This is a genomic window from Xanthomonas sp. BRIP62418, assembly GCF_003993495.1.
Classification (GTDB): Bacteria; Pseudomonadota; Gammaproteobacteria; order Xanthomonadales; family Xanthomonadaceae; genus Xanthomonas; species Xanthomonas euroxanthea.
In genome coordinates this window covers 85,586-100,361 of the sequence record NZ_QEZG01000021.1, presented here as the reverse complement: position 1 = coordinate 100,361, position 14,776 = coordinate 85,586, and the positions used below count along the sequence as shown (strand labels likewise).

At 66.6% G+C, this 14,776-nt stretch carries 11 protein-coding genes; 2 read left to right on the top strand and 9 right to left on the bottom strand.

The genetic code is table 11. The annotated features are described in order from the left end of the window. Positions 1-653 precede the first annotated feature (653 nt). The 3 genes from EO174_RS01645 to ligA form a co-directional block, all read right to left on the bottom strand. Complete coding sequence (locus EO174_RS01645) at positions 654-1,340, bottom strand: DUF3011 domain-containing protein (protein ID WP_104582813.1); 687 nt, start codon at positions 1,338-1,340, stop codon at positions 654-656. A 168-nt stretch (positions 1,341-1,508) separates the two neighbouring features. Next, positions 1,509-2,471, bottom strand: coding sequence for an EF-P lysine aminoacylase EpmA (epmA, locus tag EO174_RS01640; protein WP_126941800.1), 963 nt, complete (start codon positions 2,469-2,471; stop codon positions 1,509-1,511). Continuing rightward, on the bottom strand, positions 2,468-4,969 hold the full coding sequence (gene ligA, locus EO174_RS01635) for an NAD-dependent DNA ligase LigA (protein WP_126941798.1): 2,502 nt from the start codon (positions 4,967-4,969) through the stop codon (positions 2,468-2,470). The genes epmA and ligA overlap by 4 nt, the downstream gene beginning before the upstream one ends. A gap of 177 nt (positions 4,970-5,146) precedes the next feature. Here ligA and EO174_RS01630 point away from each other — a divergent pair, with 177 nt between their 5' ends. Continuing rightward, positions 5,147-6,271 (top strand): pyridoxal phosphate-dependent aminotransferase, encoded by a 1,125-nt coding sequence (locus tag EO174_RS01630; RefSeq protein ID WP_126941796.1) that lies wholly within the window; start codon positions 5,147-5,149, stop codon positions 6,269-6,271. A gap of 181 nt (positions 6,272-6,452) precedes the next feature. On the opposite strand, the gene zipA is transcribed toward EO174_RS01630, so the two are convergent. From zipA to EO174_RS01595, 6 genes are all read right to left on the bottom strand, one after another. Next, a complete protein-coding gene (gene zipA / locus EO174_RS01625; protein WP_104648445.1) occupies positions 6,453-7,184 on the bottom strand; it encodes a cell division protein ZipA in 732 nt (243 codons plus the stop codon). A 56-nt stretch (positions 7,185-7,240) separates the two neighbouring features. After that, complete coding sequence (gene smc, locus EO174_RS01620; protein WP_126941794.1) at positions 7,241-10,744, bottom strand: chromosome segregation protein SMC; 3,504 nt, start codon at positions 10,742-10,744, stop codon at positions 7,241-7,243. A 208-nt stretch (positions 10,745-10,952) separates the two neighbouring features. Continuing rightward, entirely contained in the window at positions 10,953-11,402 is a 450-nt protein-coding gene (gene rplI, locus EO174_RS01615; protein ID WP_016904199.1) for a 50S ribosomal protein L9, read from the bottom strand. A gap of 234 nt (positions 11,403-11,636) precedes the next feature. Then, positions 11,637-11,867, bottom strand: a complete 231-nt coding sequence (rpsR, locus tag EO174_RS01610) for a 30S ribosomal protein S18 (protein WP_005991243.1) — start codon at positions 11,865-11,867, stop codon at positions 11,637-11,639. Between the two features lie 11 nt (positions 11,868-11,878). Continuing rightward, complete coding sequence (gene rpsF / locus EO174_RS01605) at positions 11,879-12,313, bottom strand: 30S ribosomal protein S6 (RefSeq protein ID WP_006451585.1); 435 nt, start codon at positions 12,311-12,313, stop codon at positions 11,879-11,881. Between the two features lie 359 nt (positions 12,314-12,672). Beyond that, on the bottom strand, positions 12,673-13,011 hold the full coding sequence (locus tag EO174_RS01595) for an iron-sulfur cluster assembly accessory protein (protein ID WP_126941792.1): 339 nt from the start codon (positions 13,009-13,011) through the stop codon (positions 12,673-12,675). A gap of 218 nt (positions 13,012-13,229) precedes the next feature. On the opposite strand from EO174_RS01595, the gene asnS reads away from it, so the two are divergent. Next, entirely contained in the window at positions 13,230-14,624 is a 1,395-nt protein-coding gene (gene asnS, locus EO174_RS01590; protein WP_126941790.1) for an asparagine--tRNA ligase, read from the top strand. Positions 14,625-14,776: the final 152 nt, after the last annotated feature.

Here is a 14,776-nt window from a genome sequence, read left to right as displayed (position 1 = left end):
GTGGAACCGTTGCTCATGATCAAACGAGGCGCTTCCAGCACTGCTCTTCCCATGCACACCGACCATCTCGACTGGTCCTTGCCCGCTCACCGTCGCGGGACCCTTAGCGGCATGGATGCCGCGCCGGTGCCTACAAGGACGTACTTGCGGCGTGTCCCGCGAGGGTGGGCGGGCAAGGACCCTGCAGCAAACTGACAGCGTCGAGGGCGCGGTGCCCTCACCGCCTAAGGGACACGCCGTGAATCCATCCCTGGGGGGCTCGGTGGCGGCATTCATGCCGCCACACGGTCCCGCAACCGGCAAGGACACCGCGCCAGACAGGTGGTCGGCGCTCATCTGAAAAGCTGTCTGTCGTGCGGTCTGCATCAGACCTGGGGCCGATGCTTCATGATCAGACGAGGCGCATTCAGCACTGCTCTCCAATGCACACCGACCCTCTCGACCGGTCCTTTGCCCGCTCACCGTCGCGGGACCTTACGCGGCAGGGATGCCGCGTAAGAGCCTACAAGGACGTACTTGCGGCGTGTCCTGCGATGGTGGGCGGGCAAGAGTCCTGCGGCCAAGCCGCAGATCGTCCGCGCTACAGCCGGTAAATCCGCAACCCGCTCAATCCTCTCAAGACAACCGAGGGCTTGAGTTGTTGATCAATTCTCTCAGTCGACGATGAACTCGGCGCGGCAGCCATCGTTGACCCAGACGCCGTCGCGGCTCCAGCCCCAGGTCTGGCCTTCCACGCATTCCTTTTTGGAGAGCTGCCGGCCCACACGCACCCGGCGCTCCACCGAGACGCCGCAGGTGCGACGTGCGCCCTTTTTCGATTCGCAGGTCACCATGCGCGGCACTGCCACGAAGCCGGAACCGTCCTCGGCAGCGACTTCGAATTCGCCATCGCAGCCGCGCGAGACCCAGATTTCGTTACGGCGCGCGCCCCAGCTGCGGCCTTCCTTGCACGGCCAGACAGAGCGCTGGCGCAGCAAGCGCACTGGCGCACCACGCAGCACCACCGGGCAGACCACCTTGCCGCCGTTGGAATCGCAGCGCACCACGCGGCGCATCTGCGGGGCATGCGACGCGCGCGCGCTGGCAAACTCCGCACGGCAGCCCTGTTCGACCCACACGCCATCGCGTTCGACATCCCACTCGCTGCCGCGGATGCAACTGGTTTCGGACAGCTGGCGCACCAGTTGCACGCCATGTTCGGTATCCATCGCGCAATGCACGCGTGCCATGTCCTTGGACTCGCAGCGCACCACGCCGGAGACGCGATCGACCGCGCGCGCATCGGCGAGCATCAGCAGCGGCACGCACCACAAACCGCATAAGCTGATCAGCCACTTCATGCCGACAATCCTCACCCAAACACACTCTGCGCCGCGCCCCCCGTGGACGCCACGATGAGAGCATCATCGATGTGAAGATAGCAATACGGGGGACATGACAGCGGGATGGCAGCGGGGCGCACCGTGCGCGACGATGCCACGCAGTGGCCGGTGCGGGCCTTGCCGGGGTCAGGCGCGGGCGAACGCGAAGGCCAGCACATCGGCAATCTGCGTGGTGTCGCGCATGGCCATCAACAGCCGGTCCACGCCGACCGCCACCCCGGCGCAATCGGGCAGTTGCGACAGCACTGTCAGCAGCCGCTCATCCACCGGCAGCTGCGGCAATCCGCGCGCCGCACGCACCGCGTTGTCGCGCATGAAACGCGCACGCTGCTCGTGCGCATCGTTGAGCTCGTGGTACCCATTGGCCACCTCGTAAGCGCCCAGATACAGCTCGAAGCGTTCGGCCACCGGCGGGTCGTCGTGGCGGATGCGCGCCAATGCGCATTGGCTGGCCGGCCAGTCGTGCACCACGGTCAGCGTGTCGCTGGCAAAGCCCGGCTGGAGCCGATGGGTCATCAGCAGATCCAGCCAATCGTCGCGGGTCAGGCCCTCCGGATCGATCGCCACATCGTGCAGCGGTGCGCGCAGCGTTTCGATCGGGTCGCGCAACGGGTCGATGCCCAGTGCCTGCACGAACAGCGCGCGATAGCTCAGTACTTTCACCTGCGCCTGGCGCCCGACCAGCGCAAGCGCGCGGCGCACCAGCGCGATGGTTTCCTGCGCCAGCGCGCGATCGTCCCAGCCCACCCGGTACCACTCGAGCATGCTGAACTCGGGATTGTGGCGGCCGCCGGCCTCGCCATTACGAAACACCCGCCCCAGCTCGTAGCAATCGCCCACACCGGCGGCCAGCAGCCGCTTGAGCGGATATTCCGGCGAGGTGCGCAGCCAACGCACTGGCGCGCCGGCATCGACATGGCCGCTGAAGCGCGTGCTGAAACTGTCGATATTCGGCTCGGTGTTGCCTGCCTCCGACAGCACCGGCGTCTCCACTTCCAGCACGTCGCGCTCGGCGAAGAAATCGCGGATCAGCGCATTGAGCCGCGCGCGTAACCGCAACGCGGCCAGGTCGACCTGTGCTGCATTCATGGCTGCTGGCCGTGCTCGCCGAGGAAGGCCAGCAAGCGCGCCTCATCCCAGATCTCCACACCCAGCGACTGCGCCTTGTCGAGCTTGGACCCGGCCTCTTCGCCGGCCACCAGAAACGCGGTTTTCTTGGAGACGCTGCCGGCGACCTTGGCGCCCAGCGCCTCCAGCCGTTGCTTGGCCGCATCGCGGGTGAGCGCAGCCAGGGTGCCGGTGATCACCACGGTCTGGCCGTCGAGCGGGCCCGTTTGCAGCGCATCGGCTGCGGGCAGACGCGACAGCACCGTTTCCATCGCCTGTTGCGCGGCGCTGGCCAGGGCCGCATTTTCCGGCCGCTCCAGCCATTGCAGCAGCGACGCCACCACCGGCGCGGGAACGCCAGCCTGCAACAAGGCATCGGACCCGGCGCTGCGCAGCGCATCGAACGAGGCCACCGCGGCAGCCAGTTGCTGCGCACGCACCGGCGTCACCTTGGGGATATCCATGTCTTCCAGCACGCTGGCAAAGCTCAGCGCCTCGCGCAGCTTGGGCGATGGCGGATGCGCATCGCCGATGCGCACGCCACGCTGCAGCAGGTCGTCGATGGCCTGCTGATTGCCGGGCTGGTCGAGGAAGTGCCCGAGCGAACGCGCCACCTCGCCACCGATGTCCGGCACGCGCTTGAACAGCGGCCACGGCAGATGGCGGATCAGTTCCAGATCGCCGAACCACGCCGCCAAGGCCTTGGCGGTGCTTTCGCCGACATGCTCGATACCCAGCGCGAACAGGAAACGCTCCAACGTGGTATCGCGCGATTGCGCGATCGCCGCGATCAGGTTTTCCGCCCACTTGGTGGCGATCTTCTTGCGATTCCAGTCGAACGCCGGCAGGCCGGCGCGCAACAGGTCCGCCTGCCAGGTGTGCGGCACCTCGCGCTCACCGGCCAGGTCCACACCGATGCCGACCACGGTGGTTTCCAGCTGGCCATACGCACCGCTGGCCAGATGCTCGCGCGCCTCGCGCAGGAACGCATGCGGGCTCTCGGCGGTGCTGATCAGGCGCAGTTGCAGCAGCTGGTCCACGGTGAGCAGATACAGGTCGGCCACGCCCTGCACCACACCGCTATCGACCAGCACCTCGATGAATTTCTCGCCCAGGCCATCGACATCCATCGCGCGGCGCGAGACGAAATGCCGGAACGCTTCCTTGCGCTGCGCCGGGCAGGTCAGCTCGCCGGAGCAGCGCCACACCGCCTCGCCCTCCTCGCGCACGACCTCCGACCCGCACACCGGGCATTGCGTGGGCATCTGCCATGGCTGGGTGCCGGGTGGCCGTTGATCGGCGACCACGCCGGCCACCTCCGGAATCACATCGCCGGCACGCCGCACGATCACGGTATCGCCCACGCGCACATCCAGCCGCGCGATCTGGTCGGCGTTGTGCAAGGTGGCATTGGTGACGATCACCCCGGCCACGTGCACCGGCTTCAGCCGCGCCACCGGCGTGGCCGCACCGGTGCGGCCGATCTGGATCTCGATTGCCTCCACCGTGGTGGACTGCTCCTGCGCCGGGAACTTGTGTGCAATCGCCCAGCGTGGCGCGCGCGCGACAAAGCCCATCTCGCGCTGGCCGGCCAGATCGTCGAGCTTGTACACCACGCCATCGATGTCGAAGGGCAAGCCATCGCGCGCTTCACCGATGCGCTGGTAGTAGGCCAGCAGGCCCGCGCTGCCCTGCACCACCTCGACCAGGGCGCTGACCGGGAAACCCCACGTGCGCAACTGCGCCAGGATTGCCGAATGCGTCTGCGGCAACGCACCTTCGCTCACTTCGCCCACGCCGTAGGCAAAGAAACTCAGCGGGCGCTGCGCCGTGATGCGCGCGTCCAGCTGGCGCAGCGAACCGGCGGCGCCATTGCGCGGATTGGCCAGCACCTTGCCGCCGTGCAGGCGCATCTGCGCGTTGTAGGTTTCGAAGGCGGCGCGCGGCATGTACACCTCGCCGCGCACTTCCAGCACCTGCGGCCAGCCCGCGCCACGCAGGCGCAGCGGAATCGCCTTGACGGTGCGCAGATTGGCGCTGACATCCTCGCCGGTGGCGCCGTCGCCGCGCGTTGCGCCCTGCACGAACTCGCCGTTTTCGTAGCGCAGGCTGATCGCCAGGCCATCGAGCTTGGGCTCGGCCGAGAACAGCGGCTGCTTCACCTCCAGCCGCTCGCTGATGCGCCGCACGAACTCGGTCACTTCCTCGTCGCTGAAGGCATTGCCCAACGACAGCATCGGCAAGGCGTGCCGCACTTCGGCAAAGCGCGAGGCGGCCAGGTGGCCAACGCGCTGGGTCGGCGAATCGGCGCTGGCCAGCTCCGGATGCGCGGCCTCCAATGCCTCCAGTTCACGCATCAGGCGGTCGTAGTCGACGTCGGCCATCTGCGGCTCGTCGAGCACGTGATAGCGGTAGTTGGCGTCCTCGATACGATGACGCAGGGCGTCGATACGCTGCGCGGGGTCCGGGCTGACAGTCATGCGATCGCTGGGCTGGCTCTGGGCCGCCCATTCTAACGGGCCATGCCGGGGTGCAAGTGCGGCCCGGCAGCTGGCAAACCGTGCGACAGCGAGCCCTGCAGCGATTTTCCCGATAGGCAGACAGGCGCAAACCCGCTAGCGTGGCGCCCTCTTTGCCTGCTCGCCTGGAGCTTACCCGTGTCGTTGCCTGTCTCGCGCCGTTCGTTTCTCAGCCTCGCCAGCGTTGGCGTGGCAGTTTCCGCACTGGGGCTGCCCCCTGCGGCCGAGGCAGCCCGCAAACGCGCGGCTGCGCCGGCCAAGCCCGGCGTGGCGCCGGCAGCGGGCGCGGTGTTTCTCAACCTCAACGAGCATCCGCTTGGCCCCGCACCGGCCGCACTGGATGCCGCAACCCGCTTGCTGGCACGCGCGGGCCGCTATCAGGTCGAGATGGAGCAGGACCTGCGCAATCTGATGACCGGCGAGCTACAGCTGCCCGGCGACCATCTGGCGTTCTTTCCCGGGTCCAGGGACGCGCTGAATCGTGCCGGCAGCCTGTTCACCTCGGCGCGTGCCGGGCTGGTGGTGGCCGACCCGAGCTTCGATCCGATCGTCGACAGCGCGAATGCCCGCGGCGTGCCGGTACGCAAGGTGCCGTTACGGGCCGACGGCGCCCACGACGTCAAGGCAATGGCCAAGGCCGACCCGACTGCTGGCCTGATCTACCTGTGCAATCCCGGCAACGCCAGCGGCGCCATCACCCCGCGCGCCGATATCGAGTGGCTGCTGGCCAACAAGCCGGCCAGCGCCGTGCTGGTGGTCGACGAAGCGTATATCCACTACAGCAACGAGCCGTCTGTGGCCGACCTGGTGCGTCAGCGCCAGGACCTGATCGTGCTGCGCAGCTTCTCCAAGCTCTACGGCATGGCCGGCCTGCGCCTGGGCGCCGCGCTGGCGCCGCCGGGGCTGCAGACCAAGCTCGCCAGCCTGGGCAGCAACCCGCTCTCGGTCCCGGCAATGGCCGCCGGCATCGCCAGCCTGCGCGACCCGCAACTGGTGCAGACCCGTCGCGCGGAAAACGCCCGCGTGCGCGACGACACCATCGCCTGGCTCAAGACCAAGGGCTACACCTGCCTGCCCACGCAGGCCAACTGCTTCCTGCTCGACGTCAAGCGCGACGCCGGCGTGTTCGCCGATTCGATGCAGAAACAAGGCGTCATCGTCGGCCGCAGCTGGCCGATCTGGCCCAAGCGCGTGCGTGTGAGCGTCGGCACCGAGGCGGAGATGCTGCGGTTTCGCGAGGCCTTTGCCAAGGCGAAGCGCTGAGCGCACGGCGCTGGGTGGTCATCCCTTCTCCCCTCGGGAGAAGGTGCCCCGAAGGGGCGGATGAGGGTGCAAGCGAAGCCTTGTGCCGTCCAACTACCCCAGGGCTTCGCCCGGTGCCCTCACCCCAACTCCTCTCCCGCAGGAGAGTGGCTTTGATGCCCTCTCCTGCGGGAGAGGGAACTCACCAGCGCGGCGACTTGGTCAGCGGCGGGGCCTGGTGCTGGCGGTCGTAGGCGCGCAGCTCGTCGCGGATATGCGCCACCCGTTGACGGCCCAGCGCATTGCGGCTGTCGTCCAGCACCACGCCGTCGAGCAGTTCGGCCATGCGCTGCACGGTCGGCAGCATCTTTTCCCAGGCATCCAGCGCGGTCATCGGCGCCGGCAAGGTGAGGAAGAACGCAATCGCCGGGGTCTGCATCTCGCGGATGTTGGCCATGTCGAAACTGCCGGGCTTGAGGATGCTGGCCATGCTGAAGATCGGCCCGCGCTCCGGATGCCCTTCCACCAGGCGGTGGAACACATTCATGTGCCCGAATACCAGCCCGGTCTTCTCGGCAGCGACGACAATGTCTTCGCCGCGCAGGACCTGGCCGGCCTTGGCGGCCACGAACAGCGACACGATCTTGTCGAAATCCTGGTTCGGGCGCTTGCCGACATCGTTGCCGCCGGCCGCATCGGCATCGTCCAGGTTCAGTTCGCTTTGCTCGGCGCCTTCACTGCGCGCGAACGGGTCGCCCTCCACGCCGGGCTCGCCGGAAATGACCGGCTCGCGGCGCTCGCGCGGCTGCCCGTCGTCCTTGTCGACCCGGCGGCCTTGCGGCGATTTTTTCGGGCGACCAAACAGGAAGATGGCCGCGACCAGCAGCAGTCCAGCGATCAGGATCCCGATCCGGATCATGGCCATGTCGGACATTCAGCGTGCCTCCGCATAAGAGTGACAGGTGTCGATATTCCAACAAGCATGGCACGTCATGCCGCACCCGCCAAACGTGCGGCCTCTTCCAGGTCCACGCTGACCAGGCGGCTGACGCCCGGCTCGCGCATGGTCACGCCCGAGAGCTGACGCGCCGCCTCCATCGTTGCCTTGTTGTGACTGACGAACAGGAACTGCACCTTCTCGCTCATTTCCCGCACCATGTTGGCCAGGCGGCCGACATTGGCTTCGTCCAGCGGTGCGTCCACCTCGTCGAGCAGGCAGAACGGCGCCGGATTGAGCTGGAAGATCGCAAACACCAGCGCCACCGCGGTCATCGCCTTCTCGCCACCGGACAGCAGCGAAATGCTGGACACGCGCTTGCCCGGTGGGCGCGCCATGATGGTCACGCCGGTATCGAGCAGGTCTTCGCCGGTGAGCTCCAGATAGGCGTGCCCACCGCCGAACAGGCGCGGATACAGCGCCTGGACGCCGGAATTGACCCGATCGAAGGTGTCCTTGAAGCGGCCGCGGGTTTCGCGGTCGATCTTGCGGATCGCCTCTTCCAGCGTCTCCAGTGCAGTGTTGAGATCCAGGTTCTGTGCGTCCAGATATTCCGAACGCTGCGCAGCCTCGCCGTACTCCTGGATCGCGGCCAGGTTGACCGGCTCCAGCCGCCGCATGCGCCCGTCGATCTGGCCGACTGCCGCTTCCCACTCGGCCACGTTCGCTGCTTCCGGCAATCCATTGACCACGTCCTCGAGCACGAAGCCGGCTTTCACCACGGCGGCCTCCAATTGCTCTGCGCTGAGCACCAGCGCCTGCTGATCGAGCTTGCGCTGCGAGATGCGCTCGCGCTGGGCCAGCGCCTGTTCGTCGCGTTGCTGACGGGTCTGCTCGTAGCTGCGCAGTTCGCCATCGATGCTCTCCAGCATCGTGCGCGCCTCGCTCAGCACGCGCTCGGTACGCACACGCTCGCTCAAGGCGGCCTGATGCTCGTGTTCCAGCGTTTCCACCGGCGAGTCGCCGTCGCTGAGCTGGGCGACCAGATCCTCAAGGCGCGTATCGAGCTGGCCGCGCTGGCTGTCCATGCGCTCCAGCGTCTGGCTCAGCGAGGTGATCTGGGTGCGTTGCGATTCCAGCGTGAGCGCCAATGCGTGCATCGCATCGCGCACGCCACGTGCGGCATCGCGGGCCTGGTCGCGCGCATCGGTGAGCTGGCGGCGTTCGTTCTCCAGCGCCTCGCGGGTCCCTTGCAGATCGCCCATCAGGGTCACCGCGTCTTCGAGCTTGGCGCGTGCCTCGCGTGCCTGCTCGCGGCTGGTGTCCAGCGTTTCCAGCAGCTGCGACAATTCGTTTTCGATGCGTTCGATGCGCGTGCGCGCGGCATCGACCTTGCCCTGCTGACTCTGCAGCTGGCCGGCCAGTTCGGACACGCTGCGATGCGCCATGTACAACTGGCGCTGCGCATCTTCGCGCTGCTGTTCGGCCGCCAGCAGCTGCTCGCGGAAGCTGCCCAGCCGCTGTTCAAGCTCGGCTTCGCGCTCCTGCAGCGTTTCGATCTGCGCGCGCAGCTCCTGGATCTCGCGCTCGCGCAGCAAGGCGCCCTGCTTGGCGGCGCCGGAACGCGATACCCGTACCCAGCCCTCGCCCAGCCGCTCGCCGCTGCGGGTGATGACCGAATCGCCCTCGGGCAGGCTGCGCTGCAGCGTGCGTGCCGCGTCCAGATCCTCGGCCGCGTGCAGGCGCGCGAGCAGGCGACGGATCGCGATCGGCCCCTGCACCTTGGCCGCCAGCGAGGTCGGCGCAAATGTCGCGTTGTCGTCGGCACTGGACACCAGCGCGATGCGGCCATCACCCAATTCGCCCAGCGCATCGACCAGTTGTTCGGGCGCCTCCACCAGCACGCCTTCGATCAACTGCCCCAAGGCGCCTTCGACCGCGTTTTCCCAGCCGCTTTCGACCGTGATGCGCTCGCCCACACGCGCGGCAGAATCCAGCCCGCGCGAGGTCAGCCACGCCACCGCCGAACCCTGCTCCTGGCCGAGTGCGGCCTGCTGCAAGGTTTCCAGCGACGACAGCCGGCCACGCGCGGCCTGCGCCTGCTTGCGCACCTCGGCCAGCTCGCCCTGGCTGGCGCGCTGTTGTTCTTGCAGCCCGCCGAGCGCGTGCTTGCGCGCTTCGACCTGTTCGGTCAGCCCGTCCAGCGAGGTCTTCTGGGTTTCGTGGCGCAGCTCGATCTGCTCGAATGCCTCGGCCAGCGCGTCCAGATCCAGCCCGGCGCGCTCGTTGACCAGCGCTTCGCGGCGGCGCTCGGCCTCCAGCGACTGGCGATCGAGATAATCCACACGCGTGCGCTCCACCTCGCCGGCACGCGAGGCTTCGCCGGTGTCGCGGTTATGGGTTTCCCAACGCTGCTGCCAGTCGGCAAGGCGCGCCTCGGCCTCGCGTAGCGACTCCTGGCGGAATTCGTGGTCTTCGCGCAGCTGTTCCAGCTGCGGTTCGGCAGCGTCCACCGCCTCGCGCAACACCGCCAGCCTGGCCGAGTCGCCGCTGATGTGCTGGGTCAGTTCCTGCAGTTGGCTCTGCGCCTCGTCGCGCGCCTTGTGCAGGCGATGCGAGAGCTCGCGCTGGTGCTGGATCTGCTGCTCGATGCGCGCCAGCGCACCACCGACCTGATAGACATCGGCCTGCGCCTTGGCCACCGCTTCGGCGGCTTCCTCGCGACGCGCGCGCCCGGTTTCGATCCGCGCTTCGGCATCGCGCTGTTCGGCGATCAGCTGCTGCAGCCGGGTCTCTTCCTGGTTCAATTTCTCGCGCAGGCCCTGCAGCCGCCCATCCAGCCCGCGGTATTCCAGCGCCTTCCACTCGGCGTCCTTGATCCGGCGCTCTTCCTGCAAGGCCTGATACTGCTCGGCCTGGCGCGCCTGGCGCTGCAGATGCGCCAGCTGCTTGGTGATCTCTTCGCGCAGGTCGCCCAGGCGATCGAGATTCTCGCGGGTATGCCGGATGCGCGTTTCGGTTTCCTTGCGGCGCTCCTTGTACTTGGAAATGCCGGCGGCTTCTTCCAGGTACACGCGCAGGTCTTCCGGGCGCGCCTCGATGATCTGGCTGATCATGCCCTGCTCGATGATCGAGTAGCTGCGCGGGCCAAGACCGGTGCCCAGGAACAGGTCGGTGATGTCGCGGCGCCGGCACTTGGTGCCGTTGAGGTAGTAGGCGCTGTTGCCGTCGCGGCTGACAAGGCGCTTGACCGAGATCTCGTTGAACGAGGCGAACTCGCCGCTGATGGTGTGATCGGAATTGTCGAAGATCAGCTCCACCGTCGCCTGCGACACCGGCTTGCGCGCCGAGGAGCCGGAGAAGATCACGTCGGTCAGCGAGTCGCCGCGCAGGCGGCTGGCCGAACTTTCGCCCATCACCCAACGCACCGCGTCGATGATGTTGGACTTGCCGCAGCCATTGGGTCCGACGATGCCGGTCATGTTGGTGGGCAGGTGCAACGTGGTCGGGTCGACGAACGACTTGAAACCGGACAGTTTGATCGTGGACAGGCGCATGGGGCTGAAGGTTCCGGGCACCGCACGGGCGAGGCCGGCAGGCGCTTTTTCCTGTGAAGCCGACACCTAAGCCCTTGATCCACAAGATCTGCAGGCCGTGGAACCGGCAATGGAACACGAGTATAGCGGGCCTGCCATCGTTGGCGCGGCCGCACAAAGACGAAGGGCGCCCAACCAGGCGCCCTTCGGATACAGCGTGCAGCGCGGATCAGGCGTCGGATTCGACGATGACCTTGACCGAGGTTTCCACATCGGCGTGCAGGTGCAGCACGACGTCGTACTCGCCGACATTGCGGAATGCGCCTTCGCCCAGGATCACTTCGCTCTTTTCCAGCGGCAGGCCGGCGGCGGTGAACGCCTCGGCGATGTCGCGCGGACCGACCGAGCCGTACAGCTTGCCTTCGGTCGACGCATGCGCACCGATGGTGACGCTGGCGCCTTCGAACTTGCCGGCGCGGCTCTGGGCATCGGCCAGGATGGTGTTGGCCTTGGCTTCGTAATCGGCACGCTTGGCTTCAAACGCTTCGACGTTGGCAGCGGTGGCCGGCACGGCCTTGCCCTGCGGCACAAGGAAGTTGCGGCCGTAACCCGGCTTGACGCTGACCTTGTCGCCCAGGCCGCCGAGGTTGGTCACTTTCTGCAGAAGAATCAGATCCATGGTGGTGCTCCGTTATTCGTTAGCGCCGGCGCTTTGGCCGACGCAACGTTTGCTGTCCGAAAAGACGGGATTCGGGAATCGGGATTTGGGAATCGCAACAGCACGATCAACACCGCATCTCGAATGACCGGCCTCTATATTTTTAGTAACCCGCACATGGATGTGCGGGCTTTTGTGAGGGACTCACATACAACCGTGCGGGCTCTTGTGAGGGACTCACATCAACGACTCGGATTAAACGTCGTGATTGTCCGTGTACGGGATCAGCGCCAGGAAACGCGAGCGCTTGACGGCCGTGGCCAGCTGACGCTGGTACTTGGACTTGGTGCCGGTCACGCGGCTCGGCACGATCTTGCCGTTCTCGGTGAGGTACTGGCGCAGGGTGTTGAGATCCTTGTAATCGATCTCCTTGACGCCCTCGGCGGTGAACTTGCAGAACTTGCGACGACGGAAGAACTTGGACATGACAGCGCTCCTTAAGCGGCTTCGGCGTTGTCGCCGTCGGTATCGGTGGCGGCAGGTGCAGCATCGCCCTCATCGTCATCACGACGACGACGCTCGCTACGCTCGGGCTTGTCGCCCTTCTCGTCCTTGCTCTTCATGATCAGCGACTGCTCGGTGTCCGGGCCGTCGCGCTTGACGACCAGGTGACGCAGCACCGCATCGTTGAAGCGGAAGCTTTCCACCAGCTCGCTCAGCACGGCCTGGTCGACTTCGATGTTGAGCAGCACGTAGTGCGCCTTCACCAGGTTCTGGATCGGGTAGGCCAGCTGACGACGGCCCCAGTCTTCCAGACGGTGGATGGTGCCGTTACCGCCCTCGATCAGCGACTTGTAGCGCTCGATCATGGCCGGGACCTGCTCGCTCTGATCCGGGTGGACCAGGAACACGACTTCGTAATGACGACTCATGTTGTATTACCTTTCGGATGTGGCCACGTGGGCCGGACAGCTCCCCGGTGACCCGCGCGAGGCGGCCGGTGGAGCAAGGGTTCCCGCCCGGAACCGGGCAGGAAGCAGGAAAGTATGGCAGTTCAGGCGTTTGCACGCAACCGGCCGCCCAGCGAGGACATTCCAACGCCCCTCTCCAGCCGGGAGGGGGGGGGGTGAGGGCCCGGGGCGAAGTAGTCGCAGCGTCACTTTTAAAGGCGCGTGGCGACGCGTTTTTCATTCCGGGCACTGGCAGATGCTTGAGGCGCACCCTCATCCGCCCTTCGGGCACCTTCTCCCCAGGGGAGAAGGGACTCCAGTGCCGGTTGGCTCAGCCGGGCTCAGCGGTGCTCGGCGTCGGTCGTGAAGCTTTCCCCGCACCCGCACTCGGCGGTCGCATTGGGGTTGCTGAAGGTGAAGGTCTCGCTGAGGCCGTGCTTGCCGAAATCGATGCAGGTGCCATCGACCAGCGGCAGGCTGACCGGGTCGACGAAGATGCGCACCCCCTGCTGCTCGAACACCGCATCGTCGTCGCGCTTCTCGCGCGCCAGGTCGGTGACATGACCCCAACCCGAGCAACCGGTCTTGGTCACGCCAAAGCGCAGACCCAGCGTCCCCGGGGTCTGCTGCACGAAACGCTGCACGCGCTCCAGCGCGGCGGGGGTGAGGCTGATGGCCATGGGAGATGCTCCGAAAACGATGGTGAAACACTGGTGGCAAGTATAGCGAGGCTGCAATGACCGGGGCTGCACCCGCTGATACGACGTGTTCCCCAGATGGGGCCATGCCCCGCCGTCGACAAGCGCGACCACCGGCAAGCCGTTCAGATGCTCGCGCCAGCGCGCCCGCAGCCAGTAAACTCGCAGACCATTCAAAGTCGCTACGGCGAGGACAAGTCATGACGGTGGTCAGCGTTGAACATGCGCTTGCGGGAAAACTCCCGGAAGGCGGCGAAGTCACGGTACGGGGGTGGGTGCGCACGCTGCGCGGATCTGCCGGACTGGCCTTCATCAACGTGACCGATGGCTCGTGCTTTGCCCCGATCCAGGTGGTGGCCAACGACACCTTGCCCAACTTCGACGAGATCAAGCGCCTGACCAGCGGCTGCTCGCTGATCGCCAAGGGCGTGCTGGTGAAGTCGCAGGGCAAGGGCCAGTCGTTCGAGATCCAGGCCAGCGGCGTGGAGATCGTCGGCTGGGTCGAAGACCCGCTGACCTACCCGATCCAGCCCAAGCCGATGTCGCCGGAGTTCCTGCGTGAAGTGGCGCACCTGCGCCCGCGCACCAACCTGTTCGGTGCGGTCACCCGCATCCGCAACTGCCTGGCGCAGGCGGTGCACCGCTTCTTCCACCAGAACGGCTTCAACTGGATCAGCACCCCGATCATCACCACCTCCGACGCCGAAGGCGCCGGGCAGATGTTCCGCGTCTCCACGCTGGACATGGTGAACCTGCCGCGCGATGCCAGCGGTGCGGTGGATTTCAGCCGCGACTTCTTCGGCAAGGAAACCTTCCTGACCGTGTCCGGCCAGCTCAACGTGGAGGCGTACTGCCTGGCGCTGAGCAAGGTCTACACCTTCGGCCCGACCTTCCGCGCCGAGAACAGCCATACCACGCGCCATCTGGCCGAGTTCTGGATGATCGAGCCGGAAATCGCCTTCGCCGACCTGACCGAAGACGCGCGCCTGGCCGAACAGTTCCTCAAGTACCTGTTCCGCGCCGTCCTGGACGAACGTGGCGACGATCTGGCCTTCCTGGCCGAGCGCGTGGACAAGAACGCCATCAGCAAGCTGGAAGCCTTCATCAATGCGCCGTTCGAGCAGATCGACTACACCGAGGCGGTGAGGCTGCTGCAGAACTCGGGCAAGAAGTTCGACTTCCCGGTCGAATGGGGCCTGGACCTGCAGACCGAGCACGAGCGCTGGCTGACCGAAGAACATATCGGCCGCCCGGTGGTGGTGACCAACTACCCCGAGCACATCAAGGCCTTCTACATGCGCCTGAACGACGACGGCAAGACCGTCGCGGCGATGGACGTGCTGGCGCCGGGCATCGGCGAGATCATCGGAGGCAGCCAGCGCGAAGAGCGCCTGGACGTGCTGGATGCGCGCATGGCGCAGTTCGGCCTGGATCAGGAGCACTACGGCTGGTACCGCGATTTCCGTCGCTACGGCTCGGTGCCGCATGCCGGCTTCGGCTTGGGCTTCGAGCGCCTGGTGGTCTACGTGTGCGGGCTGAGCAATATCCGCGACGCCATCCCCTACCCGCGCGCACCGGGCAGCGCCGAGTTCTGACCGTGCGCCTGCTGGCTGCCGCCGCCCCGCACCTGCAATCGCCGGCCTTGGCGCCGGCCCTGCCAAGCCTCGGCATGGCAGGCGTGTGCGGCGTCCGGCCAGCCGAGCCGGCAGCCACGCTTCCGGTTCCAGGTGCGTGGCGGCAGGGTGAC